17 protein-coding genes are annotated in these 23,321 nt (G+C 67.6%); 16 read left to right on the plus strand and 1 reads right to left on the minus strand.

The genetic code is table 11. The features are described from left to right. The first annotated feature begins 285 nt into the window (after positions 1-285). The 3 genes from AC5P60_RS15425 to pncB all read left to right on the plus strand — a co-directional run bounded on the left by AC5P60_RS15425 (position 286) and on the right by pncB (position 3,256). Positions 286-1,137 (plus strand): glycosyltransferase family 2 protein, encoded by an 852-nt coding sequence (locus AC5P60_RS15425; RefSeq protein ID WP_483693475.1) that lies wholly within the window; start codon positions 286-288, stop codon positions 1,135-1,137. Further along, positions 1,134-1,973 (plus strand): glycosyltransferase family 2 protein, encoded by an 840-nt coding sequence (locus tag AC5P60_RS15430; RefSeq protein ID WP_033834856.1) that lies wholly within the window; start codon positions 1,134-1,136, stop codon positions 1,971-1,973. The genes AC5P60_RS15425 and AC5P60_RS15430 overlap by 4 nt, the downstream gene beginning before the upstream one ends. A 101-nt stretch (positions 1,974-2,074) precedes the next feature. Next, positions 2,075-3,256, plus strand: a complete 1,182-nt coding sequence (gene pncB / locus AC5P60_RS15435; protein ID WP_033834855.1) for a nicotinate phosphoribosyltransferase — start codon at positions 2,075-2,077, stop codon at positions 3,254-3,256. A 22-nt stretch (positions 3,257-3,278) separates the two neighbouring features. On the opposite strand, the gene AC5P60_RS15440 is transcribed toward pncB, so the two are convergent. Beyond that, positions 3,279-3,644 (minus strand): hypothetical protein, encoded by a 366-nt coding sequence (locus AC5P60_RS15440; protein ID WP_033834854.1) that lies wholly within the window; start codon positions 3,642-3,644, stop codon positions 3,279-3,281. A 456-nt stretch (positions 3,645-4,100) separates the two neighbouring features. On the opposite strand from AC5P60_RS15440, the gene AC5P60_RS15445 reads away from it, so the two are divergent. The 13 genes from AC5P60_RS15445 to bcsZ all read left to right on the plus strand — a co-directional run bounded on the left by AC5P60_RS15445 (position 4,101) and on the right by bcsZ (position 23,317). Continuing rightward, positions 4,101-4,640 carry a fimbrial protein gene (locus AC5P60_RS15445; protein WP_483693476.1) on the plus strand — a complete coding sequence of 180 codons (540 nt, stop codon included), beginning with the start codon at positions 4,101-4,103 and terminating at the stop codon, positions 4,638-4,640. 85 nt (positions 4,641-4,725) lie between these two features. Next, entirely contained in the window at positions 4,726-5,454 is a 729-nt protein-coding gene (locus tag AC5P60_RS15450; RefSeq protein WP_049402407.1) for a fimbrial biogenesis chaperone, read from the plus strand. A 92-nt stretch (positions 5,455-5,546) separates the two neighbouring features. Continuing rightward, positions 5,547-8,111: a fimbria/pilus outer membrane usher protein gene (locus AC5P60_RS15455; RefSeq protein WP_483693477.1), complete on the plus strand. Its 2,565-nt coding sequence runs from the start codon at positions 5,547-5,549 to the stop codon at positions 8,109-8,111. Beyond that, entirely contained in the window at positions 8,102-9,139 is a 1,038-nt protein-coding gene (locus tag AC5P60_RS15460; RefSeq protein ID WP_049402403.1) for a fimbrial protein, read from the plus strand. The genes AC5P60_RS15455 and AC5P60_RS15460 overlap by 10 nt, the downstream gene beginning before the upstream one ends. A gap of 213 nt (positions 9,140-9,352) precedes the next feature. Then, positions 9,353-10,891 carry a BcsE family c-di-GMP-binding protein gene (locus AC5P60_RS15465; RefSeq protein WP_242898841.1) on the plus strand — a complete coding sequence of 513 codons (1,539 nt, stop codon included), beginning with the start codon at positions 9,353-9,355 and terminating at the stop codon, positions 10,889-10,891. After that, complete coding sequence (gene bcsF / locus AC5P60_RS15470) at positions 10,888-11,067, plus strand: cellulose biosynthesis protein BcsF (RefSeq protein WP_033836073.1); 180 nt, start codon at positions 10,888-10,890, stop codon at positions 11,065-11,067. Before AC5P60_RS15465 ends, bcsF begins: the two co-directional genes overlap by 4 nt. Continuing rightward, positions 11,064-12,704, plus strand: coding sequence for a cellulose biosynthesis protein BcsG (gene bcsG / locus AC5P60_RS15475; RefSeq protein ID WP_231522717.1), 1,641 nt, complete (start codon positions 11,064-11,066; stop codon positions 12,702-12,704). Before bcsF ends, bcsG begins: the two co-directional genes overlap by 4 nt. Continuing rightward, positions 12,704-12,883: a cellulose biosynthesis protein BcsR gene (bcsR, locus tag AC5P60_RS15480; protein ID WP_049402398.1), complete on the plus strand. Its 180-nt coding sequence runs from the start codon at positions 12,704-12,706 to the stop codon at positions 12,881-12,883. The genes bcsG and bcsR overlap by 1 nt, the downstream gene beginning before the upstream one ends. Further along, a complete protein-coding gene (bcsQ, locus tag AC5P60_RS15485) occupies positions 12,880-13,635 on the plus strand; it encodes a cellulose biosynthesis protein BcsQ (RefSeq protein WP_033836076.1) in 756 nt (251 codons plus the stop codon). The genes bcsR and bcsQ overlap by 4 nt, the downstream gene beginning before the upstream one ends. Then, positions 13,635-16,259: a UDP-forming cellulose synthase catalytic subunit gene (gene bcsA / locus AC5P60_RS15490; RefSeq protein WP_483693478.1), complete on the plus strand. Its 2,625-nt coding sequence runs from the start codon at positions 13,635-13,637 to the stop codon at positions 16,257-16,259. Before bcsQ ends, bcsA begins: the two co-directional genes overlap by 1 nt. Next, positions 16,256-18,619, plus strand: a complete 2,364-nt coding sequence (gene bcsB / locus AC5P60_RS15495) for a cellulose biosynthesis cyclic di-GMP-binding regulatory protein BcsB (RefSeq protein ID WP_174842126.1) — start codon at positions 16,256-16,258, stop codon at positions 18,617-18,619. Before bcsA ends, bcsB begins: the two co-directional genes overlap by 4 nt. Further along, positions 18,619-22,200 carry a cellulose synthase complex outer membrane protein BcsC gene (gene bcsC / locus AC5P60_RS15500; protein WP_483693480.1) on the plus strand — a complete coding sequence of 1,194 codons (3,582 nt, stop codon included), beginning with the start codon at positions 18,619-18,621 and terminating at the stop codon, positions 22,198-22,200. Before bcsB ends, bcsC begins: the two co-directional genes overlap by 1 nt. Continuing rightward, a complete protein-coding gene (bcsZ, locus tag AC5P60_RS15505) occupies positions 22,184-23,317 on the plus strand; it encodes a cellulose synthase complex periplasmic endoglucanase BcsZ (RefSeq protein WP_049430322.1) in 1,134 nt (377 codons plus the stop codon). Before bcsC ends, bcsZ begins: the two co-directional genes overlap by 17 nt. Positions 23,318-23,321: the final 4 nt, after the last annotated feature.

The following is a 23,321-nucleotide window of genomic DNA, read 5'->3' on the forward strand; positions in this document are numbered from 1 at the left end:
GCGTGAGCCGCATGGATGCGGCGACCGAGCTTACATGGGTGAGGGCGCTTTGCTTGCGAAGCACTGCTTCGCAAGCGCCCGAACGCACAGCCGCCAGCGGCTGGGCCGGGCCCCGGAAGGGGGACTTGCAGCGTCCCCCGCAACCGGACCCACCCCGCCATCCCACGGATAGCCGGCTTCTGCTGTTGCTTCGGCTTCGGCTCTGGCCTGAAGCGGGTGCCGGGTGCAACCCGGCCGATACCCTCCCGGTGCTAGGCTGTGGCTACCGACAACCACGGAGGCGGGATGGGGGCGATCGTGTTGTTGCCGCTGTGCGTGGACGATGCCGCGCTCGACCGCTGCCTGGCCGCACTGGATGCCGGCACCGCGCCGGGCACCGCGGTCTGGTTGGCCGACGATGCGCAGACCGGGCCGCGCGCGCAGGCGGTGGTGGAACATTGGTTGGCGCATACGCCACTGCAGGCCGAGTACACCCGCCGCGCGCGGCCGCTGGGCGAGGTGGCCCACCTGGACGAGATGTTGCGCGCCTGCGATGGCATGGACGTGGCGGTGCTGGCACCGGACAGCGTGCCCGCGCCGGGCTGGCTGCAGCAGCTGCAGGACACCTTCGCCCGCGATGCCGCCATCGCCACCGCAACCCCGTGGTGCAATGCCGGCGAGACCGCTGCGTGGCCACGGCTGGGCGAAATCAATCCCGAACCCCATGATCCGGCCCTGCTGGCGCATACCTGTGCCACATTGCCAACCCTGCACCCCGAGCTGCCGTCCGCAGTCACCCATGCGGTGCTGGTGCGTGGCAATGCGCGCCGTCGCGCCGGCGGCCTGGACGTGGACAGCTACGCCGGCTGGAATGCGGCGCTGGTGGACCTGAGCCTGCGCATGGCCGGCCTGGGCTGGCGCAACGTGCTGTGCGAGACCGCCTTCGTCAGCCGGGCGGGGGAGGCGGTCAGCCGTGACGGCGATCTTGAAGCGCTGGCCGCGCGCTGGCCGGGCTGGGTGCCTCGGTTGGCGGACTTCCTGATGCACGACCCGCTGCACGGGCTGCGTGCCGACCTGCAGCAGCGCATGCGGCAGGCGATAATGCCGAAGGAACAGGGCGACCTGTTCGTTCCTTCCGCGCCGGAGCCATCCGTTTGAATGTTGCCATCGCCGCCATCGTCGTCACCTACCAGAGCGGCAGCACCATCGATGCCTGTCTCTCGCGCCTGCGCCAGGCGCGGGACGTGGCCGAAATCCGGGTGATCGACAACGGCTCGATGGATGGCACGCTGGATATCGTGCAGCGCCATGCCAGCCACGACCCGCGCGTGCGTTTTGTCGGCAATCCGGACAATCCCGGCTTTGCCGCCGCAAACAATCAGGGGGTGGCCGATTCGCACAGCCCGTGGCTGGCCTTCATCAACCCGGACCTGATGGTTGAGCCCGATACTCTGGCCGAGCTGCGCAGTCGTGCCGAACGGTTGGGGGATTGCCTGCTGGGTGTCGAACAGCTGGACGAGCATGGCCATGCCGACGAGGCCGTGCGCCGTCGTGATCCGGATTTCCTGTTGATGCTGCGTTCGCCCGGCAAAGGCTCGAAGCTGTCGGTCCCGCGCGATCCGCAGCAGGCGTTGCAGCGGGTGCCGGCGTTGTCTGGCGCGCTGCTGCTGATGCCGCGTGCGCTGTTCGACCGCATCGGTGGCTGGGACGCCGGCTATCGCCTGCACGCCGAAGACCTGGACTTGTGCCGGCGCGCACGTGAGGCTGGCGCGGTGGTGGCGATCGCCAACGACCTGCAGGTCACCCATGTGCGCGGTGTCTCCAGCCGCTCACGGCCGTTCTTCGTTGAATGGCACAAACACAAGGGCCTGTGGCGCTATTTCCAGAAGTTCGAAGCGAAGCAGCGTTCGCTGCCGGTGCGGGTGGCGGTGTGGGGCGCGATCTGGGCCCACGCTGTGATGCTGGTGCCGCGCCTGTTGCGCCGGTCCCTGTAGAGCCGAGCCCGCGCTCGGCTGCATGGATAGGGGCATCCATGCAGGGTGTGGATCCACGGGCGGCGCCCCCGGTTCACCCGTCCGGGCGCATAATCCGCCCCATGCCTATCATCCAGTCCCTGCTCGACACCGACCTGTACAAGTTCACCATGATGCAGGCGGTGCTCCACCAGCACCCCGGCGCGCAGGTGCAGTACCGGTTCAAGTGCCGCACCCCCGGCATCGACCTGGCCCGTTACATCGACCAGATCGACGAAGAGATCAACCACCTGTGCAGCCTGCGCTTCAGTGACGCGGAACTGGACTACATGCGTGGCCTGCGCTTCGTGAAGCCGGACTTCGCCGATTTCCTCGGTCTGTTCCACCTGGACCGCAAGTACATCCAGTTGCGTGCCTCGAAAACCGTGCCGGGCGAGATCGAACTCGACATCACCGGCCCGTGGCTGCACACCATCCTGTTCGAAGTGCCGCTGCTGGCGATCATCAACGAAGTCTGGTTCCGCAACACCACCACGCCTGACTTCGCCGAAGGCGAGCGCCGCCTGCAGGCCAAGGCGGCACTGCTGCGCGATACCCCCGGTTTCGAACAGTGCCGCATTGCCGACTACGGCAGCCGCCGGCGTTACTCGCGCGACTGGCATGCGCGCCTGCTGCCGCTGCTGCGCGATGCGCTGGGCCCGCAGTTGGTGGGCACCAGCAACGTGCACTTCGCCCGCCTCTACGGCATGACCCCGCACGGCACGATGGCGCACGAGTACCTGCAGGCGTTCCAGGCGCTGGGCCCTCGGCTGCGCGATTCGCAGGTGGCGGCACTGGAATCGTGGGCGCGCGAGTACCGTGGCGACCTGGGGATCGCGCTGTCCGACGTGGTCGGCCTGGACGCGTTCCTGCGCGACTTCGACATGTACTTCTGCAAGCTGTTCGACGGCGTCCGCCATGACTCCGGCGATCCGTTCGACTGGGGCGACCGCATGCTGGCGCACTTCCAGCAGCGCCGGGTCGACCCGCGCAGCAAGGTCCTGGTCTTCAGCGACGGCCTGGACATCGCCAAGGTCATGCGCCTGTACGACTACTTCCGTGGCCGCTGCCAGGTCGCGTTCGGCGTCGGCACCCACCTGACCAATGATCTGGGTCCGACGCCGCTCAACATCGTCATCAAGATGGTCCGCTGCAACGGCCAGCCGGTGGCCAAGCTCAGCGATTCGCCGGGCAAGAGCATGTGCGACGACCCCGGTTACCTGGCTTACCTGCGCCAGGTCTTCGAGTTGCCGCAGCCGGCGTAACCGCGCCGACCTTCAGGGCTGCTTACAGGTAGTCGACAACGACCAGGTAGGCGCCCTGCAACGGCTGCTGCTTCGAGGCCTGCACGCTGTAGCGCTCGGAGAAGGCGATATCGCCGGCGCGCATCGCGCTGGCCGACACCGACAGCTTCTGCCCCTGGCGCTTGCCATCGCGCAGCGTTGCGGCCTGGCCATCGGCCAGCGCCGTCACAGCCACCGTCGAGCCCTTGGCCGATGGCGGGCAGGCCGCCAGGCTCAGCTCGCCCTGGGACAGGTTGGTCGTGCAGCCCGGTTCGACGATGCGGCCGCTGAAGCGGATGCTGCCGCTGCTGGCCTGGGCCACGGCACTGATGGACATCAGGGCCACGCACAGCAGAAGGGAGGTTCTCATGGCACGTTCTCTGGTTCGGTGTGTCCTAGTTAGCGACAGCTTCGATCAGCCTTTAATAGGACGATTCCGAATCTGCTAGGCCCATCACCAAGAAAGAGTGATGCGCATCAAAGAAGCCGATTTCCACCTGAAAAAGGCCTGTTTCCGTGCATGCCGAACGCGCCACCCGAGGCGTCATCCAAGGTCGTTTCCGACCTGATCCGGCGACCGTCAAATCTCCGCACCTTGAGGCCATCATTTCGCATAGCACGTCACATTTATAGCGTCAATGAATTGGCGTTCAGAAAAATAATGAGACTTTCATCACACTTGTGCATATACTTGCGTCACGGATTCAGGGGAACGTATGTCCGAATCCGGCCACAGGTGAGACGCAAGGATGGGTCTTGTTCGCCCGGCAGTGCTCCTTGCTTCCTCCTCTACTTCCATCTCTTCAGTAGGGTTAGGTAAAAGCGAATGCACAAGATCAACCTCATCGCCGCTCTGATGGTGGCCGCCGCTCCGCTGGCCGCCAACGCCGCCGACGGCACCATCACCTTCACCGGCAAGGTGACCGACAAGACCTGCACCATCTCGACCCCGGGCGGCAAGGACTTCGCCGTCAACCTGCCGACCGTGTCGAAGAACACGCTGGCCGCCGCCGGCAACGTTGCGGGCCGTACCCCGTTCGCGATCAACCTGACCAAGTGCAGCGCCGGCAACGTCGCTACCTACTTCGAGCCGGGTTCGACCGTTGACTTCAACACCGGCCGCCTGCTGAACCAGGCCTCGGCCAACGCTGCCACCAACGTGCAGCTGCAGCTGCTGGGCTCGAACAACCAGGTCCTGCCGATCAAGGCTGCAGGCGCTGGCCAGGCCCAGACCAACTCGCAGTGGGTCACCGTCGGCACCGACGGCTCGGCCGACCTGAACTACTACGCCGAGTACTACGCCACTGCCGCCGCCACCCCGGGCGACGTCACCAGCAGCGTCAAGTACACGATCATCTACAACTGATCGCAGCCGTACCCGCACTGGCCGGCGTACGCGCCGGCCAGTGCCTCGCGGCCTCTGGCCCCATACCTCGAGCGTAGTACTTCCGATGAAAGCATTCTTTCCCCGGGCGCTGCTGCTGGCAGCGTTCACGCTGCCCTTCTGCCAGAACGCTCTGGCCGGCGTGGTGGTCAATGGCACGCGGGTGATCTACCCGGCGCAGGCGCGCGAAGTCACTGTGCAGGTCGACAACGTCGGCGACTCGCCCGCCCTGGTCCAGGCCTGGATCGACAGTGGCGACGCCAACCAGACCGCCGATACCAGCGACGCCCCGTTCGTACTGACGCCGCCGATCGCGCGCGTCGAACCGGGCCGCAGCCAGGCGCTGCGCGTGATCTTCTCCGGCGCGCAGCTGCCGACCGACCGCGAGTCGGTGTTCTGGCTCAACGTACTGGACGTGCCGCCGTCGCCGGACAACGCCGACAGTGGCGACCAGAACTACCTGCAGGTCGCGTTCCGTTCGCGCCTGAAGCTTTTCTACCGGCCGCAGGGCCTGAAGGGCGTCGCCAACGACGCGCCGGCAGCGCTGCGCTGGACCCGTTCGGGCGACCGCCTGCGGGTGGAAAACCCAAGCCCCTTCCACGTCACCCTGGCCGAAGTGCATGCCGTCACCGGCAGCACTGAAAAGGCTGTCGAGGACAAGGGCGCAATGGTCGCGCCGAAGCAGAGCCTGGAGTTCGCCGCACCGGCGGGCACCGACCAGGTCCGCTTCATCACCATCAACGACTACGGCGGCCGGGTGGAACACACGATCCGCCTCGGCAGCACCGGGGGCTGAACGCGCCGCGCTGGCCCACGGCCCGCGCATCCCGCCACCGCCGCCGTGCGGCGAACTGAAGGAATGTCAGTGTGATCGGAAACAGATTGACATTGTCGATCCATCAGGCGCTTTGCCTGCTGGTTGCTGGCGTGGCCTGCCCAGGATGGGCGCTGGCTGCTCCGGCCAATCTCGGCGAACAGGCGCTGATGGCGCAGAGTGGTGCGGCCAATGCGCGTGCCCCGGAATCGGCCCAGTTCAACTCCAGCTTCCTGTCTGGCCAGGCCAAGCAGGTCGATCTGGCGGCCTTCAGTAACGGCAACCCGATGGTGGCCGGCAACTACCGTGTCGACGTCTACGTCAACGGAGCCTGGCAGGGCCGCCGCGACCTGCAGTTCAAGGCCGATGCGCAGGGCCGCGTCGACGCCTGCCTGCCGCTGCCGATGCTGGAAGAAATGGGCGTGGACAGCGAGGCCGTGCTGCTGCAGCAGGACCCGTCCGTGCCGACCGACACGACCAGCTGCGTGCCGGTCCAGCAGCGCATGGCCAATGCCTATGGTGTCTACGACAGCGGCAACCTGCGCTACGACCTCAGCATCCCGCAGGTGTTCCTGCGCCGCGAGGCGCGTGGCTACGTCAACCCGGCACTGTGGGACCGTGGTATCAATGCCGGCTTCGTCGGCTACAGCTTCAATGCCATCGACAGCGACAGCCGCGTCGAAGGCGGCCAACGCAACCGCAGTGCCTACCTGGGCCTCAACGCTGGCCTCAACCTGGGCGGGTGGCAGTTCCGACACGATTCGAACCTGACCTGGTCCGAGGGCGACGGCCGTCATTGGCAGAGCATCGCGACCTACGCCCAGCGCGGCATCCCGCAGGTGCGCGGCATGCTCACCATCGGTGAGGCCTACACCACCGGCGAGCTGTTCGATTCGATCGGTTACCGCGGTGCCAGCCTGGCCAGCGACGACCGCATGCTGCCCGATTCGCTGCGCGGTTACGCGCCGGTCGTGCGCGGCATCGCCGAGACCAACGCGCGCATCGAAGTGCGCCAGAACCAGCAGCTGATCTATTCCTCGACCGTATCGCCGGGCAGCTTCGTCATCGACGATCTTTATCCGACCGGCTATGGCGGCGACCTGGAAGTAAGCGTGATCGAGGCCGATGGCCGTCGCCGCGAGTTCAAGGTGCCGTTCGGTTCGGTGCCGCAGATGCTGCGCGAAGGCGTGTCGCGTTACTCGCTGACCGCCGGCCAGGTGCGCAACAAGCTGCTGGCCGATGAGCCGTGGCTGGTGCAGGGCACCTACCAGCGCGGTATCGGCAACCAACTGACCCTGTACGGCGGCAGTGCACTGAGTGATGGCTACCTGTCGCTGCTGTACGGCGTCGGCCTGTCCACGCCGGTCGGCGCGTTCGCCGCCGACGTCACCCATGCGCGTACCTCGTTCGACCACTACGGCAACCACACCGGTGCCAGTGTGCGCCTGAGCTACAGCAACATGATCGGCGAGACCGGGACCAACCTGACCCTGGCCGCCTACCGTTACTCGACCGAGGGCTTCTACAGCCTGCAGGACGCACTGTACGGTCGTGATTCGGACAAGCGTGGCATCGATCCGACCACCCGCGGCCGCCAGCGCAGCCAGTTCCAGGTGACGCTGAACCAGCCGCTGGGTCGTCGCGGCGGCGCGCTGTACCTGACCGGTTCGGTGCGCGACTTCTACGATCGCCCCGGCACCTCCAAGCAGTACCAGGTCGGCTACAACAATGCCTGGCGCTCGGTGAACTATGGCTTCTCGGCGCTGCGCACCGAAGAGGGCGTACTGGGCCGTTCCGATACCCAGTACCTGCTGTCGATGAGCGTGCCGCTGGGCCGTGGCACCCACCCGGTGTCGTTCAGCGCCGACCTCGGCGTGCGCGACCGCGGTGGCTACGACAACAGCCGCGTCGGCATCACCGGTTCGGCCGGCGTCGACAACAACTTCAGCTATGGCGCAGCCCTGTCCGACTCGCGCGAGGGTGGCACCACCGCGGTCGGCAACGTCGAATACCGCAGCCGCTACTCCGCGTTGAACGCCACCTACAGCCACTCGCGTGATTTCCGCCAGGCCTCGGTCGGTGCCAACGGCAGCGTGGTCGTGCATCCGGGCGGCTTCACCTTCACCCCGCAACGTGGCGACACCATGGTGCTGGTGGAAGCGCCGGGTGCACGCGATGCCATCGTCAGCAACGCCCCGGGCCTGCGTGTCGATGGCCGCGGCTACGCGGTGGTCCCGTACGTGTCGCCGTACCGCCTCAACACCGTCACCCTCGACCCGCAGGGCATGGCCCACGACGTCGAACTGGAGAGCACCAGCCAGGCGATCGCGCCGTTCGCCGGTGCCATCAGCTACCTGCGCTTCGATACCCGCAAGGGCAACGCGCTGCTGATCCAGGTACGCAACCCTGATGGCCGCACCATGCCGTTCGGTGCACAGGTCAAGGACGAGCAGGGCCAGCCGGTGGGCATGGTCAGTCAGGGCGGCCGCCTGTATGTGCGCAGCGAGCAGACCCAGGGCCGCCTGTTGGTGGAGTGGGGCGCAGGTGCCGACCAGCGCTGCACCGTCGATTACCAGGTTCCGGCGGACGCCGATGCGTCCAGGACCGGCTTCATCCCGCTGGAGGCAGCATGCCGATGATTTCTTCCCGTGGTCGCAAAGTGCTGGCCGCAATGGCACTGCTGGGCAGTGTGTTGATGGCGCAGCAGGCCAGCGCGGCCTGCCGCATCCAGATCAACGGTTTCGTTGCCCAGGATGTGCAGATGGACATGGGCCAGATCGTGATTCTGCCCAGCACCCCGGTGGGTGGCGTGATCAAGGAAATCAGCGTGCCGATCAACCAGCAGAACAGCGTCGCCCGCTGCGACTATTGGTATGGCGGCAGCTCGACCGGCGAGTATGTCAATGCCCCGCAGAAGCGGCCAGTGGCCGGCTTTGCCAACGTCTACGAGACCGGTGTTGCTGGCGTGGGTATCCGACTGTTCCGCGACTCCGGCGCGATCCAGACCTACTACCCGCATTCCATCAACTTCGGTGCCAACTCCACCATCTCGCTGATCGGTGGCCAGTTCCGCATCCAGCTGATCAAGACCGCCGCGCAGACCGGTTCGGGGGTGATCGCACCCAATGGCCGCTTCACTACCTATTACTTCGATGGGGATGGTCCCAGCCGCCCGGTACTGACCTCGACCTTCAGGGGCTCGGGCACCACCGTGGTCAGCCCGACCTGCGAAGTGCAGGCCGGCAGCCGCAACATCGCGGTCGATTTCGGCAGCGTGGCCAACACCACCTTCACCGGCGTCGGCTCGCGCGCGGTCGACCGTGACTTCGAGATCCGCCTGAACTGCCAGGGCAGCAACGTGGCCGCCTACCAGAGCAAGATCGGCATCCGCCTGGATGCCGATCAGGACAGCTCGAACATGCCCGGCGTGCTGAAGCTGAGCGCAGCCACCAACAGCGCCACCCGCATCGGCATCCAGATGGTCCAGCGCGACGGCAGCACCGAACGCGAGGTGCGCTTCGGCCAGACCATCAGTGTCGGCACGACCACTACCGGTACCAGTGTCATGAGCCTGCCGCTGCGTGCGCGCTATGTGCAGACCCAGGCCGGCACCGTCGGTGCCGGCACCGCCAACGGGCAGGCGACGTTCACGATCCAGTACGAGTAGTACGCGCTTTCCATTGCTGAGTTTCGAGCCTCACGTCGCCCGTTCCGCGGGCGGCGTTGACTGCGTCTTGATCCCGCAAACGTGAAGATCAGGGCTATCATTGCCGTACAGAAACATGAATGTGATGTACGTCATGAAAGTGACCTCCTTTTCACCGCAGCGCCTCCACTGCCGGGCTTTCCGCCCGGTTGAGGGGCAATGAAAGGATCCGGCGTGCCTGCGACCCACCTTGCCATTGCCGGATTGCCCGCCGAGTTCGTCGAGATGCGCAGCGGAGGCCTGTACTGGGTGGTGGCTGCCGGCAGCGCACCGACGGATCTGCTCGGTGCCGGCGTGCTGGCCACGGCCGAGGCACTGGATGAAGCCGTGCTGGTCACGCTGGGGCGGGGGGCCGAATCGATGCTGGCGCTGCTGCCGGCCGACCAGGGGCCGGCCCGCCTGCGGCTGTTCCAACGCTCGCACCATGGCATGCAGCAGGCGCTGCGCGGGCTGACCGGCGATCTGCCGCGCACCGCGTCGGCGCGCACCCGGCTCAGCATGGTGCAGTTCCCGGTGGCGGCGCTGGACGGCTGGGACGATGCCCGGCTGGCGCGCTGGTGCCAGCAGCTGCAGGACTGGGCCGTGCAGGCGCAGCAGGTGCTGCTGTTGCTTTGCCATGGCGAAGTGGCGACGCTTGCGCCACGGCTGCTGCCGTTGAACCGCAGCTGTGCCGGCGTGGCCCAGCTGCATCCGCATCGCGGCGCCCTGCAGTTGCTGCTGCACTACTGGTCCAACAGCCATGGTGTGGTGGCGCAGCGATCATTCGGCGTCGAGCAGGAGAACCGTGGGCTGCGCCATCTGGCCGAGGCGGATGCCGCCGAGACGGCGATCGGTTTGGCCAGCGGCGGTGACCGCGATGTCTACCTGGCCCAGACCGAAGTACTGGAAGGTGCGCCGCCGTTGTCGGCGGCCTGGCGCCTGTATGACGGTTGGGGCGGGTTGCTGCCGGCCGCGCTGCAGGCGCGCGAGGCCACCGTGGTGCTGGCCATCGACGAGAATGCAAAGGTGGATGCACTGGCCCGCCTGCTGCACCGCCTGCGCCGCGAACGTGGCAGCGCATTGAAACTGGTGGTGCGCGAGCTGCAGCCCTGCCTGCGCTACGCCGATGAGCGGCTGCTGATGCAGTGCGGCTGCAGCCTGGTGGTGCCAGCCGACACGCCTTTGCCGCGCCTGTTGACCCTGCTGGAAACCGTGCAGCGCCAGCGTTGGCAGGGTCAGCTGGCTGAAGATCCGGAGCCGTTGATCCGTGCGCATCGGCCACCATCGGTCAGTGGCCTGGTCAACGCCGCACGCTTCCGCCAGATCGCTGGCGAACGCATCGACCAGGACGGCAGCGCGGTGGAAAGCGCCGTGCTGGCGCTGCAGCCGGTGGCCGGGCTGCGCGCGGAGCAGACCCTGCAGCAGCTGCGCATCCGCCGGCAGGGCGACCTGGCCTGTGTCTACCGCGGGCAGGTACGCCTGTTCCTGTTTGGTTGCCGGCGTGACGCGGTCGAGCAGGCCCTGGGCAATCTGTTCCGTCTGCCCTGGCGCGAACTGTTCGACGGCTACCAGCGTCTGGCCGAATACGACATTGCAGCGATGAACGCCCGCAGCAGCGATCCGGAGGCCGAGGTACTGCCTGAAGCCCCCGCGGTTCTGCCGGCAGTGGCCCCGGCGCTGGAGGCACCTGTTTTCACCGCCCCGAAGCCGCTGCGACTGGGAGATCGCGCATGACCACCGACCAGCAACTCTGGACCCTGATCGTCGCTTGCGCGCTGGTGATGATTCCCTTCGGTGCCATGCTTGGCACCCTGTGGCGCGGGCTGCGCCGCCGTGTCGCGCGCTGGCTGCCGCCCCGCCATCTGCGCCGCGCCGGTGTACGCCAGCGTGCGCCGCGGAGGGCTGCATGAGTCCGCAGATGGCACCCGCGTCTCCCTTCGCCTGGGCCGACCTGCGTGGCTGGAACCTGTACTTCCTGTCCAAGGTGGTACTGGCCTGGATGGGCGCGCTGGATCTGAAGATCCTGCCCAACCTGCTGTTCCTGGGCGCGCTGCTGATTCCGCTGCGCTGGCGCTGGGCACGCATCGCGCGCACCGTCGTCGCGGTACCGGTGGGCGTCGCGCTGTACTACCAGGACACCTGGTGGCCACCGTTCCGGCGCCTGCTGGTGCAGCCGGGCGTGCTGGACTTCTCGGCCGACTATTGGCTTGAACTGGCCCAGCGCTTCATCAACTGGCAGATGGTGGCGGTGCTGGTGATGCTGGTGCTGGCCTACATGCTGCTCAAGCCGTGGCTGCGTATCACTACCCTGAGCGTGCTGGGCATGCTTGGCCTGGCCGTGATGGCGATACCGATGCCGGCGGGCTGGAACTGGGGGCAGGGTACCGCCACCGCGGCCACCGCGGCCACCGCCAGCACCGGAGGCACCTCAGGTGGCGGCCTGCCGCCGGCCAACAACGAGACGCTCAATGCATGGCTGGCCAGCTTCTACCAGCAGCAGGCCAGCCTCAAGACCAGCTTCCCCGCACCGGGCAGCGGCGCGCCGTTCGACGTCATCATCCTCAACATCTGCTCGCTGGCATGGAGCGATCTGGATGAAGTGGGGCTGCGCCAGAACAACCTGCTCGACCACATGGACGTGGTGTTCGACGACTTCAACTCGGCAACCGCCTACAGCGGCCCAGCAGCGATCCGCTTGCTGCGCGCCAGTTGTGGCCAGACCTCGCACACCGCGCTGTTCGATCCGGTGCCGGCCGAGTGCCAGCTGTTCTCGAACCTGCAGCATCTGGGCTTCCAGAGCGAGCTGGCGATGAACCATGACGGCCACTTCGACGATTTCATCGGCGAACTGCACCAGTACGGTGGGCTGCAGGCGCAGCCGATGGACATCAGCGCGTTTCCTAAAGCGCTGGTGGCGTTCGACAAGTCACCGCTGCGCCGCGATGGTGATGTGCTGATGGCGTGGTGGAAACAGCGGCTGGCCGGGACCAGCCAGCAGGTGGCGCTGTTCTACAACACGATCTCGCTGCACGATGGCAACCGCATCGTCGGCGCCGATGGCCGTTCGAATGCCGCCGACTACAAGGCACGTGCGGAAATGGTGCTGGGTGACATGGCCGGTTTCGTCGATGCGGTGGAGAAGAGTGGCCGCCGCGCGATGATCGTGGTGGTGCCCGAGCATGGCGCGGCCCTGCATGGCGACCGCATGCAGATTCCGGGCATGCGTGAGATTCCCAGTCCATCGATCACTCACGTGCCGGTGGGCGTGAAGCTGATCGGCATGGGCGCGCCGGCGGCCGGCGGCCCACGTCATGTGCCCGAACCGAGCAGCTACCTGGCGGTGTCCGAGCTGGTGTCGCGTGTGTACGCGCTCAATGCCCAGTCGCCGCCGAGCGAGCGTAACTGGGACAGCCTGCTGAAGGGACTGCCGCAGACACCGTCGGTATCGGAGAACGAAGGCGCCAAGGTCATCGAGTACGCCGGCAAGCCCTGGCTGCAGCTGCAGGGCAGCCAGACCTGGAGCCCCTACCCGGAGGAGGCGCGCTGATGCCTGCCGACATTCTTGCCGTGCCGGTCACATTGTCCGTGGAAGAGGATGACATCGACCTGCTGCGCCGCAGCCTGGACATGCCAGGGTTGCCCTACGTGGACTTCTCGGCCCAGCAGGAACGTGCACGGGCGCTGGCGCGCTGGCCGTTGCTGGCCGAACTGGAGCCACGCCGATGAGCACCGTGTTGTCGCTGCAGGGCATCCATGGCGGAACCGGCGTCACTACGGTGCTTGCCGCGTTGGGCCAGGGCCTGCACGCCCAGGGCCAGCGTGTGCTGCTGGTCGAATGCAGCCCGGACCAGATGCTCGGCCTGCACCTGGGCCTGCCGGCCGATGTCGACAACGGCTGGGCGCGCGCGCAGCTGGACGGTACGGATTGGCGCGATGCCGCCTATGCCATCGCAGCGGGGCTGGCGGTGCTGCCCTACGGTCGTGTCGATGCCGGGGCCGCGATGCGCATCGAACAGCAGCTGCAGCAGGCACCGGCCACCTGGGCCGAACGCATTCCGCTGCTGGAGACCCAGTTCGACTGGATCCTGTTCGACCTGCCGCAGCGCCTGCCGGCGCACGCTGCGGCCATCAACCAGCACGCGCGCTGCACGCTGCCGCTGCGCCTGGCCTGTGTCGATCCGGTCAGCCATGTGTTCCTGCAACGCCAGCCGGATGACACCCGCCTGCTGCTGGCCAACCGCTATGACCCGGTCATTCCGGTGCAGCGCGATCTGATGCAGCTGTGGCTGCACGCGCACGGGGCGCGGCTGGTGCCGCAGCCGCTGCACGAGGATGCGCGGGTGCCGTCCGCATTGGCCAGCAAGCAGCCACTGGGCCGCTATGCGACCGATTCGCTGGCTGCTGCCGATGTGGATGGCTTGGTGCTGTGGTGCCTGGCGGAGGCCACACGGCGCCAGGCCGCGGCGAGAGGACGCTGATGGGTGCCCGCGTCTATTACCTGGACTGGGGACGCCTGCGTGAGCGGGTGCATGCGTCCTGGCCGACGCGGGCAATGCTGTGGCTGCTGCAATGCGTGGGCTGGGCGTTCCTGTGCCTGGAAGGGCCGGCATGGCAGGCGCAGGCGCCGCGCCTGCGCTACGCCTTCCCGCAGATACAGGGCGACCGTCGCTGGCGCCCAGGTGATCCCCTGCGATTGCTGATCCAGGCCATGTGGCTATCGGTGGTGCGGTTGGTACCGCAGCCCTCGCTGAGGCGGCAACGGTTGGCCCAGGCCCGGCGCGAACGCATTGCCGAACTGCGTGGCGCGGCCGGTCGTGGCCGCCTGCGCTATCTGCGCGCGATGCGCGATGCGCCCAGTGAATTCTGGAACAGCCGCGTGGCGGCCTGGTTCGGCCGTAAGATGGGCAGCCTGTCGCCACGTTCGCGGCACCTGCTGACCCTGCTGGTCGGGTTGGCCACGCTGGGGCTGGCGGCGCTGTGCATCACCCAGCCGTTCACCTATCTCGCACAGTTCGTGTTCGTTGCACTGCTGTGGGCCATCGCGCTGCTGGTGCGGCGCATGCAGGGGCGCTATGCGACGCTGGTGCTGGTCGTGCTGTCGATCACCGTGTCCTGCCGTTACCTATGGTGGCGCTATACCGCCACGCTGAACTGGAACAGCACCTTCGACCTGGTCTGTGGCGTGGTGCTGCTGGCGGCGGAAACCTATTCCTGGCTGGTGCTGATGCTGGGCTACGTGCAGGTGGCGTGGCCGCTGCGCCGCCGCCCGGCGCCGTTGCCGGCCGACATCCGCCAGTGGCCGACGGTGGATGTGCTGATTCCCACCTACAACGAAGACCTGGCGCTGGTGCGGCACACCGTGTACGCAGCGATGGGCCTGGACTGGCCGGCCGACAAGCTGCGCATCCACATCCTCGATGATGGAAAGCGCGAAGAATTCCGCGCATTCGCTGAGCGCGCCGGGGTCAACTACGTCACCCGCGCCGATAACCGCCATGCCAAGGCCGGCAATCTCAACCACGCCCTGACCCTGATCGATGGCGAGCTGGTGGCCATCTTCGACAGCGACCACCTGCCGGTGCGTTCGTTCCTGCAGATCACCTGCGGCTGGTTCCTGCGCGACCCGAAACTGGCGCTGGTGCAGACCCCGCACCACTTCTTCTCGGCCGATCCGTTCGAACGCAACCTGCAGGTGTTCCGCAGCGACCCCAACGAAGGCGAGCTGTTCTACGGCCTGGTGCAGGACGGCAACGATCTGTGGAACGCGGCGTTTTTCTGCGGCTCCTGCGCGGTACTGCGGCGCGAGGCCATCGATGCCATCGGCGGGTTTGCCACCGAGACCGTCACCGAGGATGCGCACACCGCGCTGCGCCTGCACCGCAAGGGCTGGAACTCGGCCTACCTGCGCATTCCGCAGGCAGCCGGCCTGGCCACCGACAGCCTCGGCGCACACGTCAACCAGCGCATCCGCTGGGCGCGCGGCATGGTGCAGATCTTCCGCATCGACAACCCGCTGCTGGGCAAGGGCCTGAGCCTGTTCCAGCGCTTCTGCTATGCCAACGCGATGCTGCATTTCCTGGCAGGCATTCCGCGCCTGGTGTTCCTCACCGCGCCGCTGGCGTTCCTGCTGCTGCACGTCTACATCATCTACGCACCGGCACTGGCCATCCTGCTGTTCGTGGTGCCGCACATGGCCCACGCCAGCCTTACCAACGCGCGAATCCAGGGCAAGTACCGGCGGCCGTTCTGGGGTGAGGTGTACGAGACCGTGCTGGCCTGGTACATCGCACGGCCCACTACCGTGGCGCTGTTCAGCCCGGGCCGTGGCAAGTTCAACGTCACCGACAAGGGTGGTACCCAGGCCGGTGATCGCTTCGACTGGCGCGTGGCGCAGCCCTACCTGGTGCTGGCGCTGCTGAACGTGCTAGGCCTGTGCTTTGCCGTATGGCGCTTCATGCATGGGCCGCTCGACGAACGCGGCACGGTGGTCGTCAGTTCGCTGTGGGTACTGTACAACCTGCTGATCATCGGTGGTGCGCTGGCGGTGGCCGCTGAAGTGCAGCAGGTGCGGCGCACGCATCGCGTCACCACCCACCTGCCGATGGCGCTGCAGGTACCCGATGGCCGCCGCCTGCGCGGCGTGCTTCAGGATTACTCCAACGATGGCGTGGGCGTCGAGCTCGGCGAAGACGCACAACTGGCCGAAGGCCAGCGCGTGCAGGTGCTGCTGGGGCGCGGCCGCCGCGAGTTCGCGTTCCCGGCGCGCGTGCAGCGCACGGTCGGCCAGCGACTGGGCTTGCTGCTGCTGTTCGAGGACGAACGCCAGCGCGTCGAGTTCGCCCAGTGCACCTTCGCCCGCGCCGATGCCTGGCTCGACTGGCACGCCGGTTACCAACCCAAGAGCCTGCCGCGTAGCCTGTGGAGCGTGCTGGTCCTGGGCTGGCGTGGCTATCGGCGGATGGGTGATTTCGCACCGTTCGACCTTGACCGCCCGGCACATTGGAATCGTCGCCTGCTGCGATGGCTGGCCAGTTTTGCTCCGCAACGTCCGCTTCCTTCCCACCCGGCTGACCCAGCCGCTGATCCAGGGCTTCGTCCATGACCCTTCCGTCCTCTCTGCGTTGGCTGCTGCTGCCCCTGCTGGCCCTGCCCGTGGCGTCAGGCAACAGCGCGCCTGCCCCGGCACCGGCCACTCCTCCCACCACGGCGCCTGCCGCGCCACCGATGCCGAGCGTGCCGGCCGCACCCGCCACCACGCCTGCCGCCGGTACCGAGCCCGCGCTGGCGCAGACCTGGGCGGGCAGCGCCTGGCCCTGGCAGCGGCAGAACACCTTCGCGCAGCTGGGGCGTCGCCAGGACACGCTGCTGTCGGGGGTGCGCAATGCCACCACCTTCGAGTTCCAGGTGCGCCGTGACCGCCTGGTCCGCGATGCGGAACTGGATCTGAGCTTCACGCCTTCACCATCGCTGCTCCCGACCCTGTCGCACCTGCGGGTCTACCTCAACGACGCGATGATGGGCGTGGTGCCGATCAGCAACGACCAGCTCGGCCGCCCAGTGCAGGCCAAGCTGCCGCTGGACGCACGCCTGATCGCCGATTTCAACCAGGTCCGCCTGGAGTTCGTCGGTCACTACACCGACATCTGCGAAGAGCCGACGCACAGCTCGCTGTGGGTCAACCTGTCCAGCAACAGCACGCTGCGCCTGGGTGGCCAGCCACTGGCGATGCAGGACGACCTGGCCAACTTCCCGCTGCCGTTCTTCGACCCGCGCGATACCGCACGCCTGGAACTGCCGGTGGTGTTTGCCGCCGCACCGAGCCTGGCGCAGCAGCGCGCGGCGGCGGTGATGTCCTCGTACTTCGGCAGCCTGTCCGGCTGGTGGCGCCAGGCGCGTTTCCCGGTCAGCTTCGGTGCGCTGCCGGACAAGGGTCACGCGGTAGTGCTGGCGGTCAACGGCAGGTTCCCGCCGGTGATCGCCAACCATGCCCCAGTGAAGGGCCCGATGATCGAACTGATGTCGCTGCCGGAGGATCCGCAGCGCAAGCTGCTGCTGGTGCTGGGCCGCAACGATGAGGATCTGCAGAAGGCGGTGGCCGCGATGGCGGCCGGCAACGTGCTGTTCCGCGGCCGTCAGGTCAGCGTCGACGAGATCAAGCCGCTGGCCCCGCGCAAGCCGTACGACGCACCGAACTGGGTGCGTACCGACCGCGCCGTGCGCCTGGCCGAACTACTCGACTATCCGCAGCAGCTGCACGCCAACGGCGTGTCGCCGCAGCCGATCACGGTCAACCTCAACCTGCCGCCGGACCTGTTCATCTGGCGCAACCAGGGCATTCCGCTGAACCTGCGCTACCGCTACACGCCGCCGTTCGGCAGCGATGAGTCGCGGCTGGGCGTTGCAATCAACGACCAGTTCATCTCCAGCTTCCCGCTGGTGCGTCGCAACGGCAAGCAGGGCCTGGAGGAAATCCGCCTGCCGGTGCTGGCCGGCGATGCCGGTGCCGATGACGGGCGCCTGTTGATTCCGGCGCTCAAGCTGGGCGACCGCAACCAGCTGCGCTTTGATTTCAACTTCGCCAGCGTGATGGGAAGTGCACAGCGCGATCATTGCCAGACCGTGCTGCCGCCCAACCTGCAGGCAGCCATCGAGGAAGACTCCACCATCGACTTCTCCGGGTTCCATCACTACATGGGCCTGCCGGACCTGTCCGCGTTCGCACTCAGCGGTTTCCCCTTCACCCGCATGGCCGATCTGTCCGAGACGGTCGTGCTGGTGCCGCCCGGCGCCAGCGAAGCACAGGTCAGCCTGCTGTTGAACCTGATCGGTGGGCTGGGCGTGCAGAGCGGCTACCCGGCCTATGGCCTGCGCCTGTCCGATGACTGGAAGCAGGCCAGCGCGCTGGATGCGGACCTGCTGATGCTGGGCGCCCTGCCTGCCGAACTGCGCGGCAGCCAGCAGCTGTCGCTGCTGATCGACGACCAGCGCACGCGTCTGCTCAACGGCCAGTCGCCGTCGCCGCAGCAGGCGATGGAACAGGCGCGCCGTGGCAGCCGCGATGGCGACCCGGCGGTGACCGAAGTGGCAGTGAGCGCGCAGGCGCCGTTCGCCGCGATCATCGGCTTGCAGTCGCCGAGGCATGCGCAGCGCAGCATCGTTTCGCTGGCCGCCAGCAACGCCGCCGACTACGGCCTGCTCGACGATGCACTCAGTGATACCGGCAAGCGCGAAGCCATCGCCGGTTCGGTGGCGATCCTGCGTACCTCGGGCATCCACAGCCAGTTCGTCGGCGATCACTACTACGTCGGCGCGCTGCCGTGGTGGCTGCTGCTGTGGTACCACCTGGCCGACCACCCGGCACTGCTGGCGGTGCTGGCCACGCTGGTGGTGCTGATGGTGGCCTTCCTGTTGTGGCGCACGCTGCGCTGGGTTGCGGCCAAGCGCCTGGACCCGGGGCATTGATGGCACGCACTCGGCATCCGCTGGTCACCGCATCCGGCCTGGTCCTGTTGGGACTGGCCGGTGCCGGGCCCTGCGCGGCGCAGACCTTGTCCGATACACCGGGCGGAACCATCGCCGAGCAGCGCCAGTGGTTGCTGCAGCAGGTGCGCATCGGTGAGGCCACCGGTCGCCAGAGCCTGATCGAAGACGCGCTGGCGCGGCTGCGCATGCTGGCACCGGATGATCGCGGCACGCTGGTGGCGATCCTGGAAGTGCAGTTGTCGCAGCAGAAGCTGCAGGATGCCGAGGCGACCCTGAAGCGCCTGCGCGAGATCGGCGCGGGTACCCGTGAACTGGCCGCCGGCGAACGCCTCTGGCAGGCCTACCGTGGTGACCTGCAGCAGGACCTGCAGCAGGCGCGTCTGTTCGCTGCCGGTGGTCGCAGCGCCGAAGCGCTGGCGATCTACCGGCGCCTGTTCAACGATGACCCGCCCGGCCTGCAGCTGGGCCTGGAGTACTGGCGCCTGCGCGGCGCCCAGGCGGATGGGCGTACACAGGCGATCCGTGCGCTGAGCGAACTGGACCGCAGCTATCCGGGCAATGTGCCGTTGCTGCAGGCGCTGTCGCAGATGCTGTTCGCGGCCGGCCGCGATGCCGAGGCGCTGGCCGTGCTGCAGCGCATGGGGCGCAATCCGGAAGCGCGCGGCATGGCGGCGGACGCCGAGTGGGCCTACCTGAAGGATCAGCCGGCCGATGACCGCAGCGTACGCAGGCTGCAGGACTTCATCACCCGCAACCCGACGTTCGCCGACATCGCGTTGGTGCGCGACCGCTACACCGACCAGCACAAGCGGGTCAGCGACCCGGCGTGGCGCGCCGGTCTGCGTGGTCAGCAGTTGCTCGATGCAGGCCGCAATGAAGAGGCCGAGCGCGCCTTCCTGCGGGCCCTGCGCGATTATCCTCGCGAGCCCGACCTGCTGGGGGGGCTGGGCATGGCGCTGATGCGCCAGGGCCGCCGCGAGCAGGCCATCAACTATTTCCAGCGTGCGGTGCAGGCCACCCCGGCCGGTGACAGCAACGACAAGTGGCGTGACCTGATCGCCAGCACCCGCTACTGGCTGCAGCTGGACCAGGCCGACGCGGCGCTGGCGGCCGGCCGGCTGGACGAAGCCGAGCGCCTGTATGCGCAGGCGCGCCGCCAGCAGCCCCGCGACGTCAATGCTGCACTGGGCCTGGTCGACGTGGCCGTGGCCCGTGGTGATGACGCCGCGGCCGAACGCCAGTTGCAGGTTGCCCGGCGGATGGCGCCCAACGATGCCAACGTGATCCGCAAGCTGGTGCAGCTGTACGGCCGCACCGATCCTCAGCGGCTGGAAGCCTTCATCAACGCATTGCCCGCTGCCCAGCGCAGGTTGTATGCCGAAGACCTGCGCCAGCTGCAGATCAGTCGCTTGCGTGAGCGTCGCGAGCAGGCGCTGGCTGCCGGGGATGCAGGCACTGCGATCACGCTGGGACAGCAGCTGCGCGGCGAACTGCCGGGCGATGCATGGCTGGCCTATGCGCTGGGCAACGAGCTGCGCGCCGCCGGCCGGCAGGACGAAGCCGACGCGGTGGTGGCCGACATGGCCACGCACAACGACAGTGCCGAAGCGCGCTACGCGCAGGCGCTCTATCTGTCGGGATCCGATCGGCTGCCGCAGGCGCTGGCGGTGCTCGATGCGCTGCCGCAGGCGCAGTGGGACGATGACATCCGCGCGCTGTCGGCGCGCCTGCAGCGGCAGCAGCTGGTCGATCATCTGTGGGATCTGCGTGCGCAGGGCAGGGAGGCCGAAGCCATCGCGCTGCTGCAGCAGCAACCGCCCAGCACCGACAACGATCTGCTGATGGCCGAATGGGCGCGCCTGCGCGGCGACCACGCGCAGGCGCTGCACTACTACCAGCGCGTGCTTGCTGCACAGCCGGACAACGTGGATGCGCAGCTGGGCCAGGTACAGGCCTGGATTGGCACCGGCGATCTGGCCAGCGCGCGCCGCCAGATGCACGACGCACCGCCAACAGTGGACGATGCCGAGATCGGCCAGCAGCGCCAGCTCGCCACGATCTGGACCGACCTGCGCGAGGACACGAAGGCGTTGGCGATCCTGCGCGCGTTGCTGGCGCGCAAGACCGGGCCCGACGCACAGTCCTGGCGTGATGCTGCACGGCTGGTGCGCCGCGATGATCCACAGCAGGCGCTGGACATGTATGCGCATGCGATGGCCGACAACGGCCTGTTGGCCCCCAGCCAGGCCGCGCCACGCGACAATCGCGCGCTGACCCTGGCCAGCCGCGAGACGGCCGGCGATGACTGGTTGCGGCGCAGCCTGCGCAGCGACGTGGAGACCCTGTACCAGCAGGAGAATCCCACCCTGACGGTGATGCAGGACACCGGGCGCCGTAGCGACGGAACCCCGGGTATTTCGCGGCTGTCGCGCGATACCCGCATCGCGCATCTCGACGCGCCGTTCGCCGGTGGCCTGGGCTGGGCGCGCATCGAGCAGGTGAGCTTCGATGCCGGCCGCTTCCAGACCGACGGGAACGGGGCCTACGACGAGGATTTCGGTAGCTGCGACCTGGATCTGCTGCAGGCCGACAGCAGCCGCCTGCGCGCACCGGGTTGCACCCGTTTCGTGCACCAGCGGCGCACCTCCGGCGCCGGCTTCGCCGTGGGCTGGCGCACCTTGGATGACCGCTGGAACTTCGATATCGGCCACACCCCGTCCAACTACGTGGTCGGCAACTGGCTTGGCGGTGTCACCCTCAATGGTGACCTCGGGCGCTTCGGCTGGGGCGCCACGGTGTCGCGGCGGCCAATGACCAATTCGCTGCTGTCGCAGGCCGGTGCGGTTGATCCGCGCAGTGGCATCAGCTGGGGCGGCGTCACCGCCAACGGCGTGACCTTCAGCCTCGGCTACGACCAGGGTGGCCGCGATGGCGTGTGGTCGAACTGGAGCTGGCATCGGCTGACCGGCCACAACGTGGTCGACAATACCCGTGCACGCGCGATGGTGGGCTGGTACCACAAGCTGATCCAGCGCCCCGACATGCGGCTGGATGTGGGCACCACCGCGATGTACTGGCGCTACCAGAAGGACCTGGGCGGTTACTCGCTGGGCCAGGGCGGCTACTACAGCCCGCAGCGCTATGCGTCGCTGAGCCTGCCGGTCAGCTTCGCCTGGCGCAACGACGTGTGGTCGGTGCGCCTGGATGGCTCGGTAAGTGTGTCCAGTGCGCGTACCTCGTCGATCAGCCGTTTCCCCGACCAGGCATTGATCGAGCGCGTGATCGCACAGCTCGAGCCGCAGTATGGCCCCCTGCAGCTGGACGAGGCCGGCCTGTACACCGGCGACAGCAGCAGCACCGGCACCGGCTACCGCTTGTATGGTGCGGTCGAGCGCCGCCTGGGCGACCACTTCGTGCTGGGTGCCGCCGGCACTCTGCAGCGCAGCCGCGATTTCTCGCCGAATTCGTTCCAGCTCTACCTGCGCTATACCTTCAAACCGTGGCAGGGAAACCTACCATTGCCCGTATCGCCACTGGTGCCGTATGGCGAATTCCGCTGACCTGCGGCGACGTCGCCTGCTGCAGGCGGCCGCCACGCTACCGCTGCTTGGCTGGTGCAGCGCGCAGGCCGCGCCCGCACCGCGCTGGCCGGCGTGGCAGGTACTGCTCGACAGCAGCCTGAGCCGCGACGGACGCATGATCGATCGCAGCCAGGACGATCAGCGCAGCACGTCCGAAGGCCAGTCCTATGCCTTGTTCTTCGCCCTGGTCAACAACGACCAGGCGCTGTTCGACCGCATCCTGGGCTGGACCCAGGACAACCTCGCCGCTGGTGACATGGGCAAGCGCCTGCCCGCCTGGCTGTGGGGACGCGATGACGCCGGAGCGTGGCGGGTACTGGATGACAACCCGGCCTCGGACTCCGATCTCTGGCTGGCCTATGCGCTGCTGGAAGGCGCGCGGCTGTGGCGCCGTCCCGCGCTGAACGCCATCGCCGAGGGCATGCTCGCCCAGGTGCGGGCACGCGAGATCGTGGACCTGCCCGGGCTCGGCCCGATGCTGTTGCCGGGCCCACAGGGATTCGTCGAAGGGGAGGCCACGCGGGTCAACCCCAGTTATCTGCCACTGCCGCTGCTGCGCCGCTTTGCGGTGGAGGATCGCGGCGGGCCGTGGCAGGCACTGGCGCGCAACAGCGTGCAGCTGTTGCAGCAGAGCAGCCCGCACGGGTTCGCACCGGACTGGGCGGCGTGGAAAGGCGATCGCTTCGTCGTCGATCCGGTGCGCGGTGCGGTCGGCGGCTACGATGCGATCCGCTGCTACACCTGGGCAGGCATGACCGCGCCGCGCGATCCGTTGTTCCGCACGCAGCTGGCGGCCCTGTCCGGGCCGCTGCAGCGCCTGCGCAGTGGTGCGCCGATGTGGGAAAAGATCGACACCCGCAGTGGCCAGGGGCAGGGCGAAGGCAACTACGGATTCCGTGCGGCCCTGCTACCGTATCTGATCGCGCAGGGCGACACGGAGCACGCGCAGTCGCTGCGGGCCAGCCTGCCGAGTGCCGAACAGCAGCGTGCTGATGCACCGGCCTATTACTCGCAGATGCTGGCCCTGTTCGGCTTGGGCTGGGCTGAAGGACGCTGGCGTTTCGCCGCCGACGGCCGCCTGCAGCCGCGCTGGTAGCTGC

This window comes from Stenotrophomonas sp. YJH_SMC_120 (assembly GCF_059368675.1).

Coding starts and splice junctions, on each gene's coding strand:
- pncB (WP_033834855.1), top strand. CDS start 2,075: ATGCCTATCATCCAGTCCCTGCTCGACACCGACCTGTACAAGTTCACC.
- bcsQ (WP_033836076.1), top strand. CDS start 12,880: ATGAGCACCGTGTTGTCGCTGCAGGGCATCCATGGCGGAACCGGCGTC.
- AC5P60_RS15450 (WP_049402407.1), top strand. CDS start 4,726: ATGAAAGCATTCTTTCCCCGGGCGCTGCTGCTGGCAGCGTTCACGCTG.
- bcsZ (WP_049430322.1), top strand. CDS start 22,184: ATGGCGAATTCCGCTGACCTGCGGCGACGTCGCCTGCTGCAGGCGGCC.
- AC5P60_RS15440 (WP_033834854.1), bottom strand. CDS start 3,644: ATGAGAACCTCCCTTCTGCTGTGCGTGGCCCTGATGTCCATCAGTGCC.
- bcsG (WP_231522717.1), top strand. CDS start 11,064: ATGAGTCCGCAGATGGCACCCGCGTCTCCCTTCGCCTGGGCCGACCTG.
- bcsF (WP_033836073.1), top strand. CDS start 10,888: ATGACCACCGACCAGCAACTCTGGACCCTGATCGTCGCTTGCGCGCTG.
- AC5P60_RS15445 (WP_483693476.1), top strand. CDS start 4,101: ATGCACAAGATCAACCTCATCGCCGCTCTGATGGTGGCCGCCGCTCCG.
- bcsA (WP_483693478.1), top strand. CDS start 13,635: ATGGGTGCCCGCGTCTATTACCTGGACTGGGGACGCCTGCGTGAGCGG.
- bcsB (WP_174842126.1), top strand. CDS start 16,256: ATGACCCTTCCGTCCTCTCTGCGTTGGCTGCTGCTGCCCCTGCTGGCC.
- bcsC (WP_483693480.1), top strand. CDS start 18,619: ATGGCACGCACTCGGCATCCGCTGGTCACCGCATCCGGCCTGGTCCTG.
- AC5P60_RS15425 (WP_483693475.1), top strand. CDS start 286: ATGGGGGCGATCGTGTTGTTGCCGCTGTGCGTGGACGATGCCGCGCTC.
- AC5P60_RS15460 (WP_049402403.1), top strand. CDS start 8,102: ATGCCGATGATTTCTTCCCGTGGTCGCAAAGTGCTGGCCGCAATGGCA.
- bcsR (WP_049402398.1), top strand. CDS start 12,704: ATGCCTGCCGACATTCTTGCCGTGCCGGTCACATTGTCCGTGGAAGAG.